At 42.1% G+C, this 22,280-nt stretch carries 17 protein-coding genes; 2 read left to right on the forward strand and 15 right to left on the reverse strand.

The window, feature by feature from the left end:
- Positions 1-248 precede the first annotated feature (248 nt).
- From lpxB to ACE1CC_RS28605, 11 genes are all read right to left on the reverse strand, one after another.
- Entirely contained in the window at positions 249-1,406 is a 1,158-nt protein-coding gene (lpxB, locus tag ACE1CC_RS28555) for a lipid-A-disaccharide synthase (protein WP_413273859.1), read from the reverse strand.
- 113 nt (positions 1,407-1,519) lie between these two features.
- Positions 1,520-2,338: an acyl-ACP--UDP-N-acetylglucosamine O-acyltransferase gene (lpxA, locus tag ACE1CC_RS28560; protein ID WP_413273860.1), complete on the reverse strand. Its 819-nt coding sequence runs from the start codon at positions 2,336-2,338 to the stop codon at positions 1,520-1,522.
- A 128-nt stretch (positions 2,339-2,466) separates the two neighbouring features.
- Positions 2,467-2,976, reverse strand: a complete 510-nt coding sequence (fabZ, locus tag ACE1CC_RS28565; protein WP_413273815.1) for a 3-hydroxyacyl-ACP dehydratase FabZ — start codon at positions 2,974-2,976, stop codon at positions 2,467-2,469.
- Between the two features lie 128 nt (positions 2,977-3,104).
- Positions 3,105-4,076: a UDP-3-O-acyl-N-acetylglucosamine deacetylase gene (locus tag ACE1CC_RS28570; RefSeq protein WP_413273816.1), complete on the reverse strand. Its 972-nt coding sequence runs from the start codon at positions 4,074-4,076 to the stop codon at positions 3,105-3,107.
- Between the two features lie 119 nt (positions 4,077-4,195).
- Positions 4,196-6,760, reverse strand: coding sequence for a BamA/TamA family outer membrane protein (locus tag ACE1CC_RS28575; RefSeq protein ID WP_413273817.1), 2,565 nt, complete (start codon positions 6,758-6,760; stop codon positions 4,196-4,198).
- 314 nt (positions 6,761-7,074) lie between these two features.
- Positions 7,075-7,800: a phosphoribosylaminoimidazolesuccinocarboxamide synthase gene (gene purC, locus ACE1CC_RS28580; protein WP_413273818.1), complete on the reverse strand. Its 726-nt coding sequence runs from the start codon at positions 7,798-7,800 to the stop codon at positions 7,075-7,077.
- A gap of 102 nt (positions 7,801-7,902) precedes the next feature.
- A complete protein-coding gene (locus tag ACE1CC_RS28585) occupies positions 7,903-10,548 on the reverse strand; it encodes a GAF domain-containing protein (protein WP_413273861.1) in 2,646 nt (881 codons plus the stop codon).
- Positions 10,549-11,064: 516 nt separating this feature from the next.
- Positions 11,065-12,195, reverse strand: coding sequence for a glycosyltransferase family 4 protein (locus tag ACE1CC_RS28590; RefSeq protein ID WP_413273819.1), 1,131 nt, complete (start codon positions 12,193-12,195; stop codon positions 11,065-11,067).
- 24 nt (positions 12,196-12,219) lie between these two features.
- Positions 12,220-12,513, reverse strand: a complete 294-nt coding sequence (locus tag ACE1CC_RS28595; RefSeq protein ID WP_413273820.1) for a hypothetical protein — start codon at positions 12,511-12,513, stop codon at positions 12,220-12,222.
- Between the two features lie 162 nt (positions 12,514-12,675).
- Complete coding sequence (locus ACE1CC_RS28600) at positions 12,676-13,827, reverse strand: NAD-dependent epimerase/dehydratase family protein (protein ID WP_413273821.1); 1,152 nt, start codon at positions 13,825-13,827, stop codon at positions 12,676-12,678.
- Between the two features lie 143 nt (positions 13,828-13,970).
- Positions 13,971-14,561: a chromophore lyase CpcT/CpeT gene (locus tag ACE1CC_RS28605; protein ID WP_413273822.1), complete on the reverse strand. Its 591-nt coding sequence runs from the start codon at positions 14,559-14,561 to the stop codon at positions 13,971-13,973.
- A 403-nt stretch (positions 14,562-14,964) separates the two neighbouring features.
- Here ACE1CC_RS28605 and ACE1CC_RS28610 point away from each other — a divergent pair, with 403 nt between their 5' ends.
- Positions 14,965-16,719: a SulP family inorganic anion transporter gene (locus ACE1CC_RS28610; RefSeq protein WP_413273823.1), complete on the forward strand. Its 1,755-nt coding sequence runs from the start codon at positions 14,965-14,967 to the stop codon at positions 16,717-16,719.
- Between the two features lie 163 nt (positions 16,720-16,882).
- On the opposite strand, the gene ACE1CC_RS28615 is transcribed toward ACE1CC_RS28610, so the two are convergent.
- Positions 16,883-18,052 carry an esterase-like activity of phytase family protein gene (locus ACE1CC_RS28615; RefSeq protein WP_413273824.1) on the reverse strand — a complete coding sequence of 390 codons (1,170 nt, stop codon included), beginning with the start codon at positions 18,050-18,052 and terminating at the stop codon, positions 16,883-16,885.
- A gap of 92 nt (positions 18,053-18,144) precedes the next feature.
- Here ACE1CC_RS28615 and ACE1CC_RS28620 point away from each other — a divergent pair, with 92 nt between their 5' ends.
- Positions 18,145-19,386 (forward strand): tetratricopeptide repeat protein, encoded by a 1,242-nt coding sequence (locus ACE1CC_RS28620; protein WP_413273825.1) that lies wholly within the window; start codon positions 18,145-18,147, stop codon positions 19,384-19,386.
- 155 nt (positions 19,387-19,541) lie between these two features.
- Here ACE1CC_RS28620 and ACE1CC_RS28625 read toward each other — a convergent pair whose 3' ends face one another.
- The 3 genes from ACE1CC_RS28625 to ACE1CC_RS28635 all read right to left on the reverse strand — a co-directional run bounded on the left by ACE1CC_RS28625 (position 19,542) and on the right by ACE1CC_RS28635 (position 22,270).
- Complete coding sequence (locus ACE1CC_RS28625) at positions 19,542-20,348, reverse strand: calcium-binding protein (protein WP_413273826.1); 807 nt, start codon at positions 20,346-20,348, stop codon at positions 19,542-19,544.
- Positions 20,349-20,707: 359 nt separating this feature from the next.
- Entirely contained in the window at positions 20,708-21,736 is a 1,029-nt protein-coding gene (locus tag ACE1CC_RS28630; protein WP_413273827.1) for an ABC transporter permease, read from the reverse strand.
- Between the two features lie 189 nt (positions 21,737-21,925).
- Positions 21,926-22,270: a four helix bundle protein gene (locus tag ACE1CC_RS28635; protein WP_413273828.1), complete on the reverse strand. Its 345-nt coding sequence runs from the start codon at positions 22,268-22,270 to the stop codon at positions 21,926-21,928.
- Positions 22,271-22,280: the final 10 nt, after the last annotated feature.

The raw sequence follows: 22,280 nt of genomic DNA on the forward strand, positions 1-22,280 counted from the left end.
GATGCAATCATACCATGCTGCAAGTAACAATACTTAAAGAAAAATGATCTTTCTGTTTCGGGGACTGGGGACAGAGGTGGGGGGGTGGGGAGGTAGGGAGGTGGGGGGAGTTTTGAGTGGTAGGGGCGGGTGAGAGTAGACAATTCTGCACTCAAGAGCAGAAAAATTAACAACAAAACCCGCCAACACAGAGTTTTGAGTTTTGAGTTAATAAACTTCCCCATCTCCCGATCCCCCCATCTCCCCTGCTACAAAGGTAACAGGGTGAAGATTTCTTGGGCTGCCCGATCGCACACCCCCTTTTCCCCCAAAGCTTGACGCATTTGCTGATAATCTGCCAAAACTTGGCTTCTCTTGGCAGTATTCAATAAATTCAGGGATTCTTGGACAATATTTTCTGCTGTTGCTTGTTCTTGGAGTAATTCCGGGACGATCGCTTTCATCAATACCAAGTTGGGCGGCGACATGAAGGGAATGGCAAATTTTAACCCATTTTTGGCGATCCAGGCAGTAATCGGGTTAACGCGATAGATTACGACTTGAGGAACTTCTAAAAGGGCAATTTCTAGATTTACTGTCCCAGATTTGCTAATTGCTAAGTCAGCTGCGGCGATCGCTTCTATGTTTTTATCACCTACTAAAGTAGCATTTAGGTTGTATTCTCGAATTGCTTGTTCGAGGGGCTGACGGAATGATTCTAAAGATAGGGGAATTAAAAATTTTACCTTTGGAATTTTAGATTGGAGAATTTTCGCCGCTGCCAACATTACTGGTAAAACATATTTAAGCTCTTGTCTTCGGGAAGCTGGCACTAAGGTAATTACCGTTTCTTCGGACGCAATTCCCAAACTAGCACGCGCAGCCGAACGACTGGGAGCATTAGTCATTTTATCTAGTAAAGGATGACCTACCCAGGTTACTTTTACGCCTTTTTCTCCAAAAAACCGAGCTTCTTCCGGGAAAATTGCCAAAATTAGGTCAGAATTTTTGATAATTTGTTTGGTGTCGCGATCGCCCAATGACCAAACCCAAACTTGGGGAGTTATATAATACACAACGGGGACATTTGTCAAGTGCGATCGCATAAAATTCCCGATCGCCAAATTCGGTCCCATGTAATCAATTAAAATTACCAAATCTGGCTTATTTTGCCGTAAATATTGTTTAGCTCGATTTTGGATTTGTAGAGTCGGCAAAATGTAGGGTAATGATTCCAGAATGCCCACAGAGCCAATTTTAGTAGTATCGCCCAACAAAGTAGCACCCGCTTGCGCCATGAGGGAACCACCCAAGGCAACAATTTCTAATTCCTGTCCCAATTTTTGGGCTTGACGCTTCAGTGCGTTAATTAATAACGCCCCTTGTAAATCACCAGAAACTTCGCCAGTGGAAATGAAAATCCGCATAGTCATTTTGTCATTTGTCCTTTGTCATTTGTCACTTGTCATTTGTGTTTTGTCATTCGTTAACTTTTGAGCAATGACTAATAACTAATGACCAATAACTAATGACTTTTTGACTAATTATCATCAACATTTATACCATGAGATTTGCCAGGAATTAGCCCCCGACGTTTTGGTAATTGACTCAGTTGCAGAAAGTTGTATAAATGCTCAATATGTGGGTTAGTGCTTAATTTTTCCATCTCTTCGAGAGCTTGATTTAAAGTAAATCCAGCGCGATATAACAGACGAAAAGCTTTTTTCATATCTGCTAAATCACTGCTAGTAAAACCTGCTCTTTTTAACCCGACTAAATTAAGAGTTCTCACTCTGCAAGGATTGCCTTCTACTAGCATAAAGGGGGGGACATCGCGATCGATCCGACTCATCCCACCCACCATTGCCAAACGTCCCACATGAACGAATTGATGGATACCCAAAACTCCGCCAATTACTGCTTTTGACTCAATATGAACATGACCTGCTAAAGCCACAGCATTGGCAATTACCACTGAGTCTTCAATTACGCAGTTATGAGCTACGTGAACGTAAGCCATCAATAAGTTATCATTACCGATTTCTGTAGCTTCCCCTGCGTTAGTGGCGCGGTTAATCGTGACATACTCGCGAATTTTGTTACCGTTGCCAATTTTGACCCAACTAGCCGAGCCATCATATTTTAGGTCTTGGGGTTCCAGACCGATCGCAGCCCCCGGAAAAATTTCATTACGTTCCCCAATTTCCGTTGGCCCTTCAATCACAACATGAGGGCCAATAACCGTTCCTGCACCGACTTTAACCTTATCCCCAATTACAGCATAAGCTCCAATTTGAACTGTAGGATGAAGTTCGGCGCTAGGATGAACGACAGCAGTGGGATGGATTAAAGTAGTCATCATCAAAGTTTTGAGTTCTTAGCTTCGTTTTTCAAGTTGGGGTAACTAGGGGTTAGGTGTTAGGGGGTAGGGGTTAGGGAAATTGCCTTTTCCCCACCCCCTATCCCCTAAAAAGGAGCCACGCTGCACTAGTCCACCAAAGAAAACATGAGCTCACCTTCGCAGGCGAGTTGACCATCTACTTGGGCAATGCCGCGCATTTTCGCAAAGCGACGACGTTTGACGCTCAGTAGTTCCACAGTCATTACTAATTGATCCCCTGGTACTACAGGACGACGGAAGCGCACTCCATCAATGGCAGCAAAAACAAATAAACTGCGTTCCATTTCAGGTAGCTGAGTGAGAACTATGCCACCGACTTGCGCCATTGCTTCGACAATTAAAACTCCTGGCATAAGAGGTCTTCCGGGAAAATGTCCTTGAAAAAAAGGCTCATTAATCGTGACATTTTTAATGCCTACAGCCTTTTCTCCTGGTAAGTAATCAATGATGCGGTCTATTAGTAAAAAAGGATAACGATGGGGCAGCAAATTTTGAATTTCTTCAATTGGAAAAACTTTTTTGCTGACGGTAGAAGACTCGATATCTGTTGATTCAGAACTTTGAGAATTGGATGTATTTGCTTCGATTACGGACATGAGCAGAGCGATGTTAAATTTTAGATTGGCGATTTATCTTGGGGAAAGTGTTAGGTTTTGAGTTTTGACTTTTCAGTTAGAGAGAAAGTTTGGGGAATTTTTAATTAATTTCCCCCAGTCCCCAGTCCCTAGTCCCCAGTCCCCAGTCCCTGTGCTTGTAACAACTTAGCTAGTTGGATATGCAGGTTGTGACTTGCTTTGTAGGCGAAGTAGTGAGCGATCGGAATATTTCCCAATAAACTCAAATCTCCTACTAAGTCTAAGATTTTATGACGTACTGGTTCATTTGCAAATCGCAAAGGTGGATTTAACCAACCAGAATTGTCACAAACTAGAGCATTTTCCAAAGTACCACCTTTGATTAAACCTTTAGCCCGTAACTCTTCAACTTGGGATGCTAAACCAAAAGTGCGTGCAGGTGCGATCGCACTAGCAAAACTTTCCTGACTTGGACACCAACTGTACCATTGATTCCCGATCGCCGGAACAGCAAAATCTATGCCATAAGTAAAACGCATTTGGGGCGCAGGCATAGCACAAACAAAAGCATCACCTTGATAAACGGATAGGGGACTGGGGACTGGGGACTGGGGACTGGGGGAGTGAGAGAGTTTTGAGTTTTGAGTTTTGAGTTTTGAGTTAGGAAGAGTTTCAGGAGTCAGAGAGTTTTGAATTTTCCTCTCTTGGATCTTCTCTGCCCCTCTGCCTCTCTGCCCCTCTGCCCCTCTGCTCAAGAGCTCCTCTACTCCTAATCCTGCCCGTAAGATTTCTTCTACCCAAACTTGAGCCGAGCCATCCAAAAGCGGCACTTCTGGCCCATCGATTTCGATTCTGGCATCACGAACACCCATAGCCGTTAAAGCGGCCAATAGGTGTTCTACGGTGCGAACTCCCCTAGAGTTTTCCCCCAGTTGAGTAGAAAGTAGAGTTTGAGTCACAACTTCTAACTTAGCGGGAATAGCTGGTTTTTCCGGTAAATCAACCCTAACAAAATAGCGACCTTCACCTGGTAATGCTGGTAAAACCCGCACTTTGGTAATGATTCCGCTATGGAGTCCCACGCCAGAAAGTTCAAAACTAGTTGCCAGAGTTTGTGTCATTGGTCATTGGTCATTGGTCATTGGTCATTGGTCATTGGCAACAGGGAACAGGATCAATTTATTGTGTCCCCTTGTCACCTTGTCCCCTTGTCACTTTGTCTCCCCTGTCCTCTACTAAATTAGAACCTTTCACCGATACCGAACTGAAAGCGGCTATCACCTTCTTCATTGAAGCCATAATCAATCCGAATTGGGCCTAGAGGTGATTGAATGCGAACGCCGACACCGTAACCGAAGCCAGTACCGGGTTTATTGCGGATTTCGGCGGGTCTTCCGGGGACATCTCCGCCAGTACCCAGGTCTGTACCGAAATCGAAGAATAGCACGCCACCAATAATTGAGAATACTGGGAAGCGATACTCAGCTGTAGCTTGGAAGTAACTGCGACCGCTGCCCAAGTCGCCTTCATCATAACCGCGTACCGAGTTCACGCCGCCCAAGGAGAAGGCTTCGTAGGGAGGCAAATCTCCTAGAATAGTTCCGCCTTGGATGTTAAAGGCGAGGGCTTGTGGGCCTGGGGTAAAGTTGGTGAATCTAACTGGAATGAAGTAGCTGTAGCTACCGCGCAATCTGGTCAAGAGGATGCTACCCTCACCAATTGGCACGGATTGTTCTAGACCGAAGCGGAAGAGGGAACCTTGGGTGGTGCGAGTTGGGTTGTTCCGGCGATCGCGCACTGCGCCAAGTTGTACTGTAATTAAGTCATCTTTCCCTGAACCGCTAAAGCTGAGGTTGTTGCCAAGCTCATCTCTGGGGCTGAGGTCGCCATCATTATCCCGAATAGAAATATTTTGATACTGTAATCCTAAGGAAGCCACCCATTCTGAATCTGCTAAGGGATTCCGAGATAGAGGACGAGTAAAGGTGACACCGCCGCCGAGTCGGAGGATTCTGGGTGTGTCGCCGTTTGGTAGGTCAATATCTCGATCGCCACCGTCAAAAATCAGGGAAATCGATCGTCTTCGGAATAAATTAACGGTGTAAGAAGTCCGGTAGGGGTCGCCAGCAATCCAAGGGTCGGTAAAGCGCACGTCAAAGAGAAATTCCCTTTGCCCTAACTGCACTTCTAAACCAACTTTTTGGTTTCTGCCAAACAAGTTCTGCTGTTGATAGCTTGCCGTCCCAAATAAACCGGCTGCGGAACTGAAACCTGCCCCGGCTGCTATAGAACCACTATTTCTTTCTCTCACGTTCACTTGTACTGTTACCTGTCGGGGGTCTTGACCAGGATTCAATGATAATTTCACGTCATCAAATAAGCCTAAACCAAACACTCGCTGTAAATCCCGTTGAATTTCATTTCGGTTAAATACTGTACCGGGCTTGGTTGCTAGTTCACGGGTAACGATATATGGTCTGGTTCTTCCTCTGATTGGTTGACCTTCAGCGTCAACTGTTTCTCCTTCTCTATTCAAGAACTGCACTTGAATGTCTTCGACGATTCCTTCGGCTACTTCCAAGGTCACAACACCTTCTGGAGATACTCTGGTATCTACTACTTGTGCTAAAACGTAGCCTCTATCCCGATACCACTGCTCTAGCTGCCGAATCCCGGCTTGCAAGTCCCGGAAGTTCAGAATTTCGTTGTACTGTTCCCGGAAGGTTTGATTTACTAGATCTTTGGGCAATACTTGGCTACTCTCTAGCTGGACGGAACGCAAGACTGGGTTGGGTTCGACAACAAATGTTACTCGCACGCCCAAGGGTGTATCGGTAGGTTCGGCTCTGACTCTAGAAAAGTAACCCGTAGCAAAAATGGCGTTTATGTCTTCTTGTAACTGTGATTTGGTGGTTGTTCTTCCCGGACGAGTGCGGATGGCATCATAAACAATGTCTTGCAGCTTTCCTTCTACTCCATTCACTAATACTTCTGCTACTAATACGCGAGGTTCTGCTTCTGAAGATGGGGTGGGTTGAGCGGGAGGCTTGGGTTCAGTTCTGGGTATCGAAGGAGGCGCGTTCTGTTCGAGTGTGGGTAAGGGGGGAGGAGCGGTTGGTTGAGTTGGCGTTTGTGGTTGGGTTCTTTGACCTTCAGCCGGGGGCGTATCCGTTTCTGCTGGTTCAGGTGCTGTCGGTTCTGGTATTGCTGGTGCCTCTGTGGCGGGTGGTGCTTGTGCTGTAATTAACCCTTTAAGTTTTTGCGGAAGATCAGAAATATGGTTTAAAGAATAAAAGGTGCTCTGCTGTACGGGCAATTCGATTAAATTTCCTTTTGTATCTTTAGGCGAGTAATGGCCTTGATAGGGCGGCAATATGGTTGCCGGAAATATATTAATGTGTGCCTGTACTTCCTGTTTCAATTCTGCTTTAGAGGTGTTTTGAACCTCAAATGGGGAAATTGATAGTTCGGAAATAGTAATTTCCTCAACCACTTTTTCGGCACGCAAATGGGGAGATGGGGAGATGGGGGGTTGGGGAGATGGGGAGATGGGGGGTTGGGGGTTAGGGATTAGGGATGTGTCTTTTTCCCCATCCCCTAACTCCTGACCTCTATCCCCTAATGCTCTCTCGACTGAAGGAGAAGCAATTCTTTGGGCGCTCTTGCGTGAAGCCGCATTTTGGGATTTATTTAAAAGTTTGATTGCTGTTGCCCAGTTGTTTTCCGTAGTTTGCCCGGAAGCTGGATTTGAGTTACCCAATGTGACCCAAGCAACAGTTGCTACCAAGACTGGAGATAAACGCATTTTGTTGTTGTTATTTACCACTTCCACACACCGTCGTTAAGCAGAGTTTTTTAGTCTAAAGTCTTAAAGCCAATTTTGGTTTTAGCTTCTGACTCTTTGACTCCCAACGAGGGGACTCTTCACTATATAAGTATTCAATCCAACACAATATCACCTGTTTAGGCAATACTCCATTATCTGCCTTGTTGGGATCATGTGTCGAATTTAGCTATTTGGCAAGTGTAGGGACTCTCGGAGCAGGGGAGCACAGGAGACAATTGAAGAATTTATCTGTTCCCTGTTCAGGAGTTCCCTTTCTTCCGTTTTGCCTTTAGTTAGTGCAGGTTTTGAGCTAGAACTCTTTCTAGGACTTGTTGATAGGCGTTTTCTACGTTGCCTAAGTCACGGCGGAAGCGGTCTTTGTCCATGACTCGTTTTTCGGAGTCGGTTTCTGACTGGTTCCACAGGCGACAGGTGTCGGGGCTGATTTCGTCAGCTAGGAGGATTTGTTGGGTTTCATCTAGGCCAAATTCTAGTTTGAAGTCTACTAGGGTGATGCCGCATTGGTTGAAGAATTGAGTGAGAATTCGGTTAACTTCTAGGGAGAGACTTCGCAGTTGTTCGATTTGTTCCGGGGTGGCTAGTTCCATTACTAGTATGCGATCGCTAGTCAGTAATGGATCGCCCAATGCGTCGTTTTTATAGTAAAATTCCACTAAGGGATTTGCTAAAATCTTTCCTTCTGGCAATCCGGTTTGTTTACAAAGACTACCAGCAGCAATATTTCTCACTACTACTTCTAAAGGCACTATTTGCACCCGACGCACTAACATTTGGTCTGGGGCTGTTTGTTCTATAAAATGGGTGCGAATTCCCCCTTGCTCTAAAAGTTTAAATAAATGTGTGGAAACGGTGCAGTTAATTTGTCCTTTGCCTGCGATTTGACCCCGTTTTTGAGCATTAAATGCTGTAGCGTCGTCTTTGTAATACGCTAGCAGAATTTCTGGGTTGTCGGTTGTGTAAATGATTTTGGCTTTGCCTTCGTAAAGTTTTTGGTTCATGGTGATTTAGCTATTAGTATTTGTGTTATTTTATTGTCGCTCCCAAGGAATTCAATGTGCTAATTAATTTCCTACTACCTACTACCTACTACCAATTACCTTCTATTTTGTTGTCATTTCGTGAACCCCGTCCCATTCTTTGGCGGGAGGTTGACTAAGATATTTTCTAGCTCTTTCGAGATGTATGTTTAGTGCTGGGTCATTAGGTAGAAATTTTTGCGCTATTTCAAATTGGGTAATTGCTTGAGAAAATTTCCGCGAAAGAAATGCTTCTCTACCTAAGTTGTAATAGTGTAAGAATTGTTGGGTTTCTTGATCTAGAGGTTGAGAGCGATCGCTAATTAATCGGTAAATTTTCACTGCTTCTTGTTTGCCTTTGACACGAATTTTATCTAACTCCTGTACCCATATATGTTGGTGACATAAGTTATAAGTAAACTCGCTTAAAATGATATCGCATCTATACTCTTTAGTCACGCCTTCTAAGCGAGAACTTAAATTAACTCCATCACCAATCACTGTATAATCCATGCGTTTATGCGAGCCAATATTTCCCGAAACTACTTCTCCCGAACTAATGCCAATACCGATAGCTATTATTGGCTGATTTTTGGCGCGACGTTGCTGATTAAATTTGGCTAGACGCTGACGCATATCTAAGGCTGTTTTCACTGCTTTCCAGGCATGATCTTGTAATGATAATGGCGCACCAAATACAGCCATTAAAGCATCGCCAATAAATTTATCGAGAGTGCCTTCATGGTCAAATACTGCTTCTACCATTGTTTCAAAATACTGATTGAGCAGTGATACTACTTCCCCTGCACCTAAGTTTTCTGTAATTGTGGTGTAGCCGCGAATATCAGAAAATAAAATTGTAACTTCTTTTCTTTCTCCAATCATTAAAGTATCTTCTGCTTGCGCCATAACTCGTTCTGCGACTCCGGGAGTCATGTAACGATACATGGCATTTTTCATTCTTTTTTGTTGGGAAATATCTTCTAAAACTACTAAACCGCCTCGCACCGCTCCTTCGGGATTTGTCAGTGGTTTAACTGAGAGATTGACACTCCGTTCGATGTTTTTTATTTGATCTTTGTGAATCAGATAAGGAATTTCTTCTTCAGGAGTTTCCTTGATATTTTCTGGAGCGGGTTTTGGTTGATTCCAAGTAATATAATAGTCGGGGTTGGTGCGATCTGGAATTGCTAAAATACATTTGCATCCGGTTATTTCATGACCATTTTGGTTAGCAATTTCTGACCAATTAATTTGCTCTTTTTCTCTAGAACAGCTTGAGTGGACATATAAACCTACAGTCAGACTTTGTTCGGGAACATAGTGATTTGCACCTGTTTTCAAACTATCTTCTAAGCGCATTTGTAAGTTTTCAATTGGTACTACTTCCCAGACTAAACGACCCATTAATTTTTGTTCCCAATTAGATTTATGAATTCTGTCGTTTGTCTGTTTTACTGGGCAACCCAACAATTCTAAAGCTGCATCATTAATAGTAACAATTCTACCTTCCATATCTGTAGAAATTACTGCATCGGATAGACTTTGCAGAATATCTTTTTGATATTGTTTTTCTATTAATACGCTTTCAAAGAGTTTGGCATTTTCTAAAGCGATTCCGGCTTGAATATTAAATGCTCGCATAAACTCTTCATCAGAAGAAGTAAAGCTACCTTGATGTTTATTAATTAGTTGAGTTACACCGATTAAACTACCTGCTGAATTATAAACTGGTAAACAGAGAATATTTCGTGTTCGGTATCCTGTACGCTGGTCGGTAGTGGGGTCAAAGCGGGGGTCTTTGTAAGCGTCTGGAATGTTTAAAGGTTGACCTGTAGAAGCGACATAGCCAGCGATTCCCCGATTAGCGGGGATGCGAATTTCAAACATTGTTATACCGTCGGCGGTGGCTACTTTTGTCCAAAGTTCGTTAGTTTCTCTAAATAATAAAAATAGTGTACTGCGATCGGCCTGCATTAAAATACGGGCTTGTTCCATTACCGATTTTAAAGTGGTTTCCAGGTCGAGACTTTGACCTAAAATTTGGGTAGCTTTCAGTAAAGCATTAGCACCACGTTGATTTCGTCCCGCTTGATAAAACAATTGACAACTTTCCAAAATTACGCCGATATCATCGACAAATCTCTGGAATTCCTGCTCATCTTCTTCATTAAAAGGTTGGTCGCCAGCTTTATTAGTTAGCTGAATTACAGCTACAATATGCCCTTTACTACTTTTTACGGGCATACAAAGAATATCACGGGTATGATAACCAAGTTGTTTATCCAAGTCAGGATTAAACAAGGGATGATTGTAGGCATCCGGGACAATCAAAGATTTTTCCGTGTTAGCTACATGACCTGGAATACCTGCATTTAGGGGGAGGCGAACTTCTAAAGGTCTGTCGCTGTTTGCTTGGCGTATTTTTGACCACAGATAGCCTTTAGCGTTATCAACCAAGTAGATGGTACTCAGTTCTGCTTGCAGGACTTGACCCATTTTTAGGGTTATAACTTCTAAAATATCTTCCAGCATGGTTTCTAGAGCTTCATTGTTAATTAGTTCAATGGCTCTGAGGAATTGCTGGAATTCGGCGGTGATGAAGTCGAGAAGACAAATAAATTCCTTGACGGATATGTTTCTGACTCGCTCAAGCAGGGCTTTAACTCGGTGCTGCTGAGTTAGCTGGGTTAACGTGGTTAAGACGCTACCAGTATTGGGGAATGTCATACTCATGAGGTTTTACAGGGTGAAGCTTCTATTTTGGGAAGCTCTTTTCCATCTAATGGAATATGGAAATGACAGGTCATGGAACGCAGAGGGTCTGAAGGGGTAAAAGTCGAATTTGTGGGCTTTTTCCCAATGATTTTTGGCTCTGCTACTCTCCCATGCTATTTTTTTACCCTGACCCCTAGCCAAGCTGACCTACTTCGACAAGAAAGTAGATGACCTACTACGAATGTATCTGCATTGATCGGTGAGTTACAAGTGTTTTAATCACAAGTTAAGTAGATATTGGGAAAGCTAAATAAATGGCTGTTGTTAAGCAAGCTGGACAAGTTGGGAGTAAAGGGAACAGGGAACTTTTAACAGGCAACAGTTTTGAGTGGTCAAGGCAATTTAACTGAAAACTCATAACTCGATGCTCAAAACTAATTCTGTTAGCTTGTCCGGGCTTGGCTGGTTAGCCAAATAAATTTAGCTTCTTCATAGAGTATGACAAATTCCAGAGGGTAGAAGGCAGAATTAGGCGGCTTTGGGCAAGGTGGAGAAGGCTACGTTTTGATAGTAGCGCTGTAGTTGTCTAGTAGCGGCTGCCCAGCCCCATTTTTCGGCTTCTTTGCGAGCGTTGTGGCGGAGGGTTTCTCGTTCTTCTTGATGGGCTAGTAGGCGAATGGTGGCGTTGATAGCGCCTTGTTCGTCTGTTGGGTCGAATAGGTAGCCGTTTTCGCCGTCGGTGACGATATCGGGGATGCCACCGGAACGGGCGGCGACTACGGGACAGCCTGCTGCCATTGCTTCGAGGAGGACTAGTCCGAGTGTTTCGGTGCGAGAGGGGAAGATGAAGGCATCGGCACAGGCGTACGCGGAGGCGAGTTCTTTGCCTCGGAGGTAGCCGACGAAGTTGGTATTTGTTCCGGCGAAGTGTTTTTGGAGGGCTTCGCGGTTGGGCCCATCTCCGACTAGGGCGAGGCGTGCGTTGGGAATTGCTTCTAGGATTGGTTTGATGCGTTCGATTTCTTTTTCTGCGCCTAAGCGTCCGATGTAGAGGAGGAGGGGGCTGCTCTGGTGTCCTTGACTGAGGCGCGATCGCATTTCCTCACTAGCTGTGTCAGGATGAAATAATTCGGTGTCTACTCCTCTTTGCCATAAGTCTACTCTTTCAATGCCGTGATTTCTTAATTCTTGTACCATTGCGGTGGAGGTACAAAGGTTTAATTCGGCTTGGTTATGGGCGGATTTTAATAGTTCCCACAATACTCCTTCTAACATTCCTAATCCGTAATGTTGTAGGTATTGGGGGAGGTGGGTGTGATAGGAGGCGACGATGGGAATTTTTAAGGTTTTGCCATAAAATATTCCGCCTAATCCTAAGACTGCGGGGTTAACTACGTGAATAATATCTGGTTGAAATTCTTCTAAGGCTTTGCCGATCGCAGGTCGGGGAAATGCTAATTTTAATTCTGGGTACATGGGTAAAGGTACGCCAGAAACTCCGTAAATTTTGGCTCCTTTATATTCAGTGATGCCGTAATCTGGGGAGAAAATTAATACTTGATCTCCGCTACGTTGCAGATGCTCAACTGTGTGGCAAAGACGGGTAACGATGCCATCAATTTTTGGCAAAAATGTTTCTGTAAATAGGGCAATTCGCATAACTAGTCATCGATCATTTAACAATTAATTTCTTGGGTTTTGCAGGCAGATACCATGAATACCGATTCCAGCCATTATCCCTCCCAATAAAACTCCTACTCCTTCAGCAAAACAATTAATCCGATGCCTATTTTCTGCTGCTTGAGCTATCGACAATTCGTTAATTGTTGTTGTTTTAAGTTTGGCAATTTTGGCGTAATTTCTGTAGCTACTATCTAAAACTGCCCATTCTGGGAATAGGTAGTAAAGACTGATCCCAGCTGTAGCAACACCTGGCATAACTACGGTGAGCAATAATATCACTATTCTTCGGTTCATACTTGCTTAATTAGGGGATTTTGGCAATTCATTTTTCCGCCTAGTTTGGGTTAACAATTTTTCGTTCCTCCCTAACTCTATTGAAAAAAGAGTAGGGAGGAAGACAATGAATTCACATCCTGAAAACTTGCTTTTTTCACAGGCTTTGATGTGCCAAAAAACCTACCGTCGCCAAGTAACTTTTGGTAAGATTTGGTTTTTATCGACTCGCTGTTGATACTTAATGGCGAAGTTTAACAGTGAATCAATTAAGGCATCGGAGAGGAAGTGAGGTTGTAAACCTAAATCAAGTAGGTTGGTGTTTTTAGCGTTGAAGTAATGTTCTTCTTTTTCGATGCGGGGGTTTTCCAGGTTATTGATTTCTACATTTAATCCTAATGCTGTACCAGCTTTTTTCACCATTAAAGCTAGTTCGGCGACGTTAAATTGTTCGGTGAATTGGTTAAAGACACGGAACTCGCCCGGAGCAGCTGGATTTGCGATCGCCAATTCCACACATCTTACTGTATCTCGAATATCTAAAAATCCCCTGGTTTGACCACCTTTGCCGTAAACTGTAATCGGGTGATTGATTGCTGCTTGAATACAAAAACGGTTGAGGGCGGTGCCAAAAATGCCGTCGTAGTCTAGGCGGTTAATTAGCAGTTCGTCCATGCCAGTTTCTTCTGTCAGCACGCCGTAAACGACTCCCTGATTTAAGTCTGTGGCACGTAAACCCCAAATCCGACAGGCGAAATGAATGTTGTGACTATCATGCACTTTGGAGAGGTGATACATTGACCCAGGCTGCTTAGGATACGGCAGGGTATCTTTGCGTCCGTTATGCTCGATCGTGATGTAACCTTCCTCAATGTCAATATTGGGTGTACCATATTCACCCATTGTTCCTAATTTCACCAAATGACAATCAGGGAAATCTTCCTTCATGGCGTAAAGGATGTTCAGCGTTCCCGTGACGTTGTTGACTTGGGTGAGAACAGCGTGTTCGCGATCGATCATGGAAAATGGTGCGGAACGCTGTTCGCCAAAGTGGACGATCGCATCTGGTTGAAATTTGTGCAGCGCTACCTTGAGAAAATCATAGTTGGTAATATCACCAATGAATAATTCTATGGTTTTCCCTGTAATATCTTGCCAACGCTGGAGGCGTTGCTGAATGGGTGCGATCGGGGTTAAGGTTTCTACACATAGTTCTAAATCCCAGTGTCGCCTCACTAAGCTATCTAGAATGCCAACTTCATGACCTCTGTTGGAAAGATAAAGTGCTGTCGCCCAACCACAGTAACCGTCGCCACCAATAACCAGAACTCTCATCTTGATCTTGTTTATCCTGCTTGCTGACACTCGCTAAATGTACCAGGTTTGTGTACCCTTTAAACCACCAAAGTGAATATTCTGATCGAATTAAACTAGAGGAGTAGAGGAGCAGAGATAATTTGAGAATTGGGATAATTTTTTTAAACTTTCACTTCCTCCGCGAAACTTGCCCAACGCACGAAGTAAAATGGGCCGGCGAGGGAACCCCAGATGTGTTCGTCGGTTTGGGGGTCACGTCCGCGATCGAGACTGATAAACTTTTCTTGGTCAATCTCAAATTCGCTATCTAAGTAAGTGGTGCGACCTTTACGAACGACAATGCAACCTTTACCTGGTTCCACTTTGCCTTTAAAACTGCTGCCAGTCCACTCTACAATCATGTTGCAGCCTGGTAATTTCTCTAAATTGTCAATTTTGAGGTTTTCTAGTCGTTTCACGTCACGGGAAGCGCCGTAAAATTCTGTTTCTGACTTGAGGGTGTAGTTTTCAATTTCGATGCGATCGTCTTTAGGAACTAATTTCAACACTCGCACGCGGTAAGGGTCGTTCAGCGCGTAATCATAAGCTTGTTCGACAAAGAAACTGACCCCTGATAGCAGATCTAAGGGTAATGGACGCATACAAACGCGAATATGGGCGTAAAATGGCGGATTTTCAAATGCTTGCTCTTGATTACTAAAGTCAGCTGCCATCCAGCGAGCTAAGGTGGTAATGTCGGTAGAATGGGTCATTGATAGTTAAACAGTATTCACATAGTCCCAACTATTTTAAAGCAGAAGGCTTTTCTGTTCTGATTGCCATTCGGTATAGATTCTGCAAAATTTGCATCTCAAGGATTTCTTTGCCAGCTGCTTTCACTTGAGGGACATTGATAAGTTGTAGCCCGATCGGTCTTTAGAAAGATTTAATTTTTAAATCTATACAGAGTCAAATTGCTCGATTCATCCGTTGAGGTTATTTATTGTTCGATTAAATATAGGTAAATATTATTTTTTTGGATGTAAATTGTAGATTCTGACTGTTTACCCCTATACAAAATAATTCTAATCATCAAAAATACCAATGATTAGTTTTGAACCTATAGAGCATTAGCAATGTAAATTAGTACTCAATACTTGTGGGACTGTCTTAGTTATGCAACTAGCGAATCGGGTAACATTTAATCACCTGCGGGGTGATTTGTTCGGTGGAATCACGGCGGCGATCGTAGCCTTACCAATGGCTCTAGCATTCGGTGTTTCTTCGGGTGCGGGTGCGATCGCAGGTCTTTACGGTGCGGCTATTCTGGGTTTCTTTGCCGCGCTATTTGGTGGAACTCCCACCCTAATTTCTGGCCCTACTGGGCCGATGACCGTTGTCATGACAGCCATTGTTACCAGTATGACTGCGAAAAACCCAGAGAACGGGTTGGCAATGGCTTTTACAGTAGTCATGTTGGCAGGTATATTTCAAATCCTGTTCGGCATCCTGAAATTAGGTAAATTCATCACCTTGATGCCTTACACCGTAATCTCTGGATTCATGTCCGGGATTGGTGTAATCATGATCATTTTGCAGATCGGGCCATTTTTTGGACAAGCCAATCCAAAAGGTGGAATCATACCAGTCTTCACTTCTATTCCGACATTTATCTCAAATCTCGATCCAGCCGAAACTGCGTTAGCAACTTTAACATTAGCCCTTTTATTTCTAACTCCCAAAAAAATCCGTCGTTTAGTACCACCGCAACTATTAGCATTAGTCATTGGTACTTTAATTGCAGCCTTCTTTCTCAAAGGTTCTGACCTCAGACTCATTGGTGAAATTCCAATGGGTTTACCCAAACTACAATTACCAGTATTCACCTTTGATCAGATGACCATCATGTTAGTTGATGGTGTAATGCTGGGGATGTTGGGCTGTATTGACTCTCTATTAACTTCGGTAATTGCTGATAGTATCACTCGCACTCAACACGACTCTGATAAAGAATTAGTCGGACAAGGAATTGGCAATTTACTATCGGGACTTTTCGGCGGTCTTCCTGGCGCTGGCGCAACAATGGGAACAGTTGTTAACATCCAAGCGGGTGGCACAACAGTTCTTTCCGGGATGCTTCATGCCGTAGTTTTATTTATTATCGTTCTTGGTGCTGGTGGATTAACTCAGTTTATTCCTCAAGCTGTATTAGCAGGTATTCTGGTCAAAGTTGGGATTGATATTGTTGACTGGAATTTCTTAAAACGCGCCCATAAGCTGTCTTGGAAAGCAGCAGCAATTATGTATGGCGTGTTGCTACTGACTGTATTTGTTGACTTGATTGTTGCTGTAGGTGTTGGGGTTTTTGTTGCCAATATTCTGACCATTCAACGTTTGTCAGATATCCAATCTGAGGAAGTAAAAGCAATTACTCATGCTGATGATGAAACACCTCTCAGCCAAGAAGAAAAACTCTTGTTCAAAGAAGCTGGTGGAAAGATTCTGCTGTTACACTTAGGTGGGCCAATGAGCTTCGGTGCTGCTAAAGCGATTTCGCAACGCCAAGCAATCATGGAAGATTATAAAGTCGTGATTTTGGATGTTAGCGATGTGCCAATGTTGGGTGTTACTGCTGCTTTGGCACTGGAAAGTTTGATTGCAGAAGCTAATCAAAAACACCTGGAAGTTTTCCTTGTTGGTGGTACAGAAAAGGTCAAAGCTAGATTAGAACGCTTCGGAATTTTAGACCGAGTACCAGCAAATAATTTAGCTGATTCTCGCTTGGAAGCATTGTATCAAGCTGTGGGTTCACTAAAGGGTGTAGCTGGACAAAGTTACACAAATAATGGTTATTACGCCTCAGAGGAAGATGTTTCTACACCTGACGGTACGCTTGATGTCGATGGTACTTTAACCAAGAAACCTCTGTAATCTCTCACTTTAATAATTGTCAAAATGGGGCATCGCTTAGTTGTGATTGATGCCCTAATTTTTTTATATTTCTGTCTGTTGTGAAGTTTGTTGTGAGGTTTGTTGTGAGGACTTCAGTCCTTATTAGTGGAATTGAAATGACTGAAGTCGCTACTACGAACTTTTAGGAAATTTTAAGTCGAAATAACAGGAATTGGGTTATTTGTTGTTCTTTGAAGTTGTCGTCGCTGAGCAATATTAAACTTTGGCTACCATCAGGTAAACGAGGGCCAAAAGTTAGTCCTTCTAGGTTGTCTAATCTAATTCCTAATTCTTTCAAGTCTAAGATTAATTGTTTTTTGACTGGTTGTACTGCTCTTGTTTCACCTTTTAAACTGGCGATGCGAGAGGTGTCGGTAGCTGCACCAGTGAATAGCTGATAAATTTTTGCGCCGAAACCTGTCAAACCGAATGACCTTTCTATACTTAAGAAATGTCCACCTTGATCGATCGCCAATAAATCCACCACGCCATGATATATTGCTCCTGGGGGATTGGGAGATAGGGGATAAAGATGTTCAGAAATGATGATTGGTGGGCCATCACTAATTAGATAATGTAACAATCGGCATTTAGTAATTTGTGGTTTATAGTTACCTTGTTCGTCTTTTTGCGGTGGATCTTTGTCCTGAACTAATGCTGATTCAGTGACTGTAAATAAACGAATTGGTTCGCTAGTGGAGGGCAAAGATCCGGTAGGATTAAGTGTTAATGATTCAAAGGCTAAATTATCTTGGACTCCCCTTTGTTGTTGTTCGCCATTAGCTTCAGGAATGTAAGTTTCTGGCATTGGCAAATTTTGTTTTAAGGTGCCAGTTTTTAAGTCAAATTCGCCAATAAATGGGGAAACAAGTTCACGGGTAGCACCTTCGCTGGAAATAAATACAGTTCCTTGAGGAGTGAGGGCAATTCCTTCGGTATCGATGCTACCTTTGGGGTAAGTTTCGCCGTTTTTGGTTTTGAGAAAGGTAACGTTTTCTATTTTTACGTTTTGCAGTTTACTGTTGTTTATGTCTAACTTTAAGGTGTAAAATCTGGCTGGCGCGAGGTTGCTGCGATCGTCCGAAATGGCATAAAAGCGATCGCGTTGTCGGTCATAAGTTATCCCCGATAATCCCCCAACTGTTGTATCCTGAAATTTCATCTTGGGTAATTGATATTCACCCAAAAATTCTAAAGATAGGTCGAGAAATGTCCGTTGTTGAGCATTAATCCTCGGTAAAGCACAAGATGATAGTAAAGTCAATCCTATTAGTGCTAAACTCAGAACTAAAATTCTGATGCTTTTGTTCACCAGTTATCTCCTATTCATCGATTACAGTTAGGGAGTGGAAACTAATTGCTATTTCCGATCTTCTTTATATTAGCCTGAGTGGATTTTAAATTATGAGCGATCGCCAACAACAAAAAATCAGCAAGTTTTATTTTTCGATTGTTTGTTCTTTGCTTTGGTTAATTTTGGGTTTTCCGGTTTATGCTCAGAGTAATAATGAGGAAGATCCAAATGTATTTCCTCCCAATCCTTTAGAGTTTAGAACTCTCGATCCGATGTTACCTCAGTCAGCGCGAAATAAAAAACCTTTAACTGAGGAAGAAAGGACAGAATTAACCCAATCATTAAATGAATTAAATCAGGAAGCAACGGAGTTATTTCAAGCTGGTGATAAAGTCACTGCTTTTGCAGTTTGGTATCGAGAATTGCGCTTAACGAGGGTATTAGGATTATTACCAGAAGTGCAAGCTTTGGGGAGAGTCGGTGCGATCGCCTGGTCGGAAAATTCCAGAGAAGATATCCAATTTATTACCCGAAGATTGCAAGCAATTCAAACAGAAGTTACAGCAAAACCTCCAGTAGAATTAGATTTATGGCGTGCTTTAGCAACAGCTTATGAACAAGTCAGAGCACCTGATAAAGCAGTTGTAGCTTATGAACAAATTCTCCGCGCCGCCAGAGAACAACAAAACACAGATGAAATAACAGCAACACTGCTCAAAATTGGCGAATTAAGTTTAAATTGGTTTGATTACCAAAAAGCCGCCGTTACTTATAACGAGTTGTTGAATTTAGCCAAAGAGCAAAATAATGGGGAACAGCAAATTACTTACTTAAAACAACTTGCCTATATTTACGAACAACTGAAACAACCGCTGCCATTTATTAACACCAAGCAACAGTTAATTGAACTTTACCAAAACCTGCAAAACTTCACCGAAATTCCTGATTTAAAATTAGCGATCGGCACAAAATTAGAATCCCTTGGACAAATTGAAGAAGCTGCTCAACAATACGAAGAAACCTACTCCTTTGCTTGGTCAATTCAGCAATATTCCGGTGCAGCTGATGCACTCAGAAAACTAGTAGCATTGCAACTTTCACTAAAGCAAATAGACGCAGCATTAGAAACTAGTCAAGTGCTGTTACAAACCGATCGACTAGCTAACAATTTCTATGGAATGATGAACACTTACGATCAAATTGCTCAACTTTATTTAGAACAAAAAAACTATTCTCAAGCACTCGCAGCTTTTGAAAAAGGACTGGCGATCGCCAAACAGTTAAGTTATCGAGAACCTTACTTTACCAGACAAATTCAAGAAGTGAATCAACAGATTACTCGCCAATCTTAAAACCGAACTTTTGAAATAAGATCTGGGTTTTTACCCAGATCCAGTTTAACCAGATGCACCTAATTTAACATTTGCCTGACTTGAAAAAAACACACAGCACAATCTTTTCTAGCTGCCTAAACTTGTGATTAATCTAACAATTAGCAAATTGAACTTTAGCTAGTCATTTTTGTCGTTGCAAAATCCACAGATGTAATAGTTGGAGCCCCAATTAATACAGCAAATAAACCACCATCACCAAAACCTAATTCACTGCCATTTTGGTTATAGAACAAGTTGCCGTTAACTGAGTTGTAAACAATTAAACCACTGCTTGTTTCTACTGCTAAATCATTATCAACGGTAGCAAAAACTGTACTAAAATCTACAACTTTAGAAAGGTTAGAGAAACGCTGCCGAGATAAGAAAATCGTATCCTCTCCCGGAGTAAAATCAGTAATAGTGTCTTCCCCTAAAGAAGCATTAAAATTAGAAAGAGTGTTTACTTGTCCCTGCATCGTATTAGTTGCTAGAGGTGCATGAAAATAAAATGTATCCTTACCCGCGCCGCCAGTTAAAGTGTCATTTCCCCCTCCACCGCAGAGGAAGTCGTCACCATTCCCCCCATCTAGATAGTCATTCCCCGGATTACCAAATAAAACATCATTGCCATTGCCACCATAAATGGTATCGTTGAGGTTCTCTGTACCTACAAAACCAGAATTTAAGTTACCGAAGATAATATCATTACCGTTACCACCATCAATAAAGTTGCTACCCTTTCCTCCTTGGATAAAGTCGTTTCCACCTAAACCGAAAATTCGTTCGTTTTCCTCAGTTCCAGTGATTATGTCTGTACCATCTTTACCTACAATATCCTTGGTGAAAATTACTTCCACAGAAATTGAGCTATTTGCAGCTAAAGAATTAGTTTGTTGCATCAGCAAATTATTAGGTTGAAGTATGGAATATTCCGTACCCATTATCTGTGTTCCTCCTAAGCAAAGATTGTAGATTTCCTTAGTAATTCGTTACTAAAATCGGAATTACTTAATAGGACTCATTAATTATACCTACTTCATATTTTAGCGATACCTCTGCCTATATATATATGATTGATTTCTTTCACAAAAACTTCACAAAAACTTTGCAAAAACTTTGCAAAAACTTTGCATTTTAATGGGAAATTTAGAAATTATGCTTATTTCGCTAAGAAATAAAAAAGCTGGTAGCCATCAGCCACCAGTCATCCGATTTGAGATTTTAGATTGATACCGCAGATAATTTTAGTGCTTGTCAAGCACACTTTCTTTGTTTAGTTGCAACTGAAATCGCCTGATTGTTAATAGCGAATGCGCGGATCGATGTAGGCGTTGATAATGTCAATTAAAATGCTAGCAACCACTACAATAGCGGCAAAAAACACCATAATTCCTTGAACGGTTGGATAATCGCGATCGGAAATTGCTTGATATAGTCTACTACCTAATCCAGGCCAAGAAAAGGTGACTTCTGTTAAAACTGCACCCCCCAACATAGAAGCAAAAGTCAGACCTAAAACAGTAATTACAGGAATCAAAGCATTTTTCAAAGCATGAGAAATGAGAATTTTACTTTCCGAAATTCCCCTAGCTCTAGCAGCTTCCACATAATCTGCTTTTAGAGTTTGGCGTAAATTTACCCTAACAATTCGCTCAAAAATTCCGCTGATTAAAAATCCCAACGTCAAACAAGGAAGTGCCAAATAATGAAGCGAAATTAATAGCTGATTGATATCTAAATTAAGGATACTATCAACAGTGTACAAACCTGTAATTGTGGGAGGAGGAGAATAACCTAAAGAAAAGCGACCATTAGGAGGAAACCAACCCAATTGTACAGCAAAAATCAATTGTAAAATCATCCCAAACCAAAACAAAGGAATGGCATAAGTAATAATGCCAAATAACCTGCCGCTAACATCAAAAACTGTATTTGGTTTAGAAGCAGAAATAGCACCAAATCCAACTCCAACAATTAAGGCAACCGCCATCCCAAAAGTTGCTAATTCCAAAGTTGCCGGGAAGTGTAGTTGAATAATTTCAACAACAGATTGACCTTGACTAGTGAGAGAATTTCCTAAGTCAAAACTGAGCAAAGATCCCAGATAACGAATATATTGTAACCACAAAGGATCGGCTAATCCTAATCTTTGACGGTATTCTTCTTTAACGCTATCTGGTGCGCCACGTCCTCCTAATATTACATCCACAGGATCGCCGGGAGTTGCTCTTAGTAGTAAAAAAACTACTGTAACGATCGTCCACAGCATCAAAGGAGCAAGGAGTAAACGCGCCATAACGTAATATTGTAAAGCACGCGATCGAGACATTGTGTTAGTTTTGAGTTTTGAGTTTTGAGTTTGGGAGTTAGTTTTGAGTTTTGAGTTTTGAGTTTTGAGTTAGTTTTGAGTTTTGGGTTTTGAGTTTTGAGTTAGTTTTGAGTTTTGAGTTTTGAGTTAGTTTTGAGTTTTGAGTTTGGATTCTAGTTTATTGCGGCTAAAAAACTGCAAAAACCATATTCAGTTCTCGCTAGTTGTCTTAACTATTGAGTTTAGAATACGGATCAGTTCATCGACGTGGTTAAGTTGAGTAGTGAAATCCATTTTTACCATTTGCGATTTTTGTAGCAAACGTAGCCAGTATCTAGTTTCTCTTGCTTCTTTGGAAGCAATTGACATTTTCGCCAAGAAATCTTTTCTACTTTGAGCAGCACTAGCTTCCTCAACATTAGCACCAATACTTGTTCTACTCCGCAATAATTGCTTAGAAATCACATACTCTTTGCATTTTATCAGTTCTTGGTAAAGATCGATAATTTCTAGAGCAAAATCAAAACTCTTCTGTTGAATTATACTTGCTGCCATTCAAATTCTC

It is taken from the genome of Floridaenema aerugineum BLCC-F46, from assembly GCF_041929345.1.
Classification (GTDB): domain Bacteria; phylum Cyanobacteriota; class Cyanobacteriia; order Cyanobacteriales; family Aerosakkonemataceae; genus Floridanema; species Floridanema aerugineum.

What these genes read in the sequence shown, in the direction of transcription:
- lpxB (WP_413273859.1), bottom strand. Translation starts at nt 1,406, where the DNA reads ATGCGGATTTTCATTTCCACTGGCGAAGTTTCTGGTGATTTACAAGGG.
- lpxA (WP_413273860.1), bottom strand. Translation starts at nt 2,338, where the DNA reads ATGACTACTTTAATCCATCCCACTGCTGTCGTTCATCCTAGCGCCGAA.
- fabZ (WP_413273815.1), bottom strand. Translation starts at nt 2,976, where the DNA reads ATGTCCGTAATCGAAGCAAATACATCCAATTCTCAAAGTTCTGAATCA.
- ACE1CC_RS28570 (WP_413273816.1), bottom strand. Translation starts at nt 4,076, where the DNA reads ATGACACAAACTCTGGCAACTAGTTTTGAACTTTCTGGCGTGGGACTC.
- ACE1CC_RS28575 (WP_413273817.1), bottom strand. Translation starts at nt 6,760, where the DNA reads ATGCGTTTATCTCCAGTCTTGGTAGCAACTGTTGCTTGGGTCACATTG.
- purC (WP_413273818.1), bottom strand. Translation starts at nt 7,800, where the DNA reads ATGAACCAAAAACTTTACGAAGGCAAAGCCAAAATCATTTACACAACC.
- ACE1CC_RS28585 (WP_413273861.1), bottom strand. Translation starts at nt 10,548, where the DNA reads ATGACATTCCCCAATACTGGTAGCGTCTTAACCACGTTAACCCAGCTA.
- ACE1CC_RS28590 (WP_413273819.1), bottom strand. Translation starts at nt 12,195, where the DNA reads ATGCGAATTGCCCTATTTACAGAAACATTTTTGCCAAAAATTGATGGC.
- ACE1CC_RS28595 (WP_413273820.1), bottom strand. Translation starts at nt 12,513, where the DNA reads ATGAACCGAAGAATAGTGATATTATTGCTCACCGTAGTTATGCCAGGT.
- ACE1CC_RS28600 (WP_413273821.1), bottom strand. Translation starts at nt 13,827, where the DNA reads ATGAGAGTTCTGGTTATTGGTGGCGACGGTTACTGTGGTTGGGCGACA.
- ACE1CC_RS28605 (WP_413273822.1), bottom strand. Translation starts at nt 14,561, where the DNA reads ATGACCCATTCTACCGACATTACCACCTTAGCTCGCTGGATGGCAGCT.
- ACE1CC_RS28610 (WP_413273823.1), top strand. Translation starts at nt 14,965, where the DNA reads ATGCAACTAGCGAATCGGGTAACATTTAATCACCTGCGGGGTGATTTG.
- ACE1CC_RS28620 (WP_413273825.1), top strand. Translation starts at nt 18,145, where the DNA reads ATGAGCGATCGCCAACAACAAAAAATCAGCAAGTTTTATTTTTCGATT.
- ACE1CC_RS28625 (WP_413273826.1), bottom strand. Translation starts at nt 20,348, where the DNA reads ATGGGTACGGAATATTCCATACTTCAACCTAATAATTTGCTGATGCAA.
- ACE1CC_RS28630 (WP_413273827.1), bottom strand. Translation starts at nt 21,736, where the DNA reads ATGTCTCGATCGCGTGCTTTACAATATTACGTTATGGCGCGTTTACTC.
- ACE1CC_RS28635 (WP_413273828.1), bottom strand. Translation starts at nt 22,270, where the DNA reads ATGGCAGCAAGTATAATTCAACAGAAGAGTTTTGATTTTGCTCTAGAA.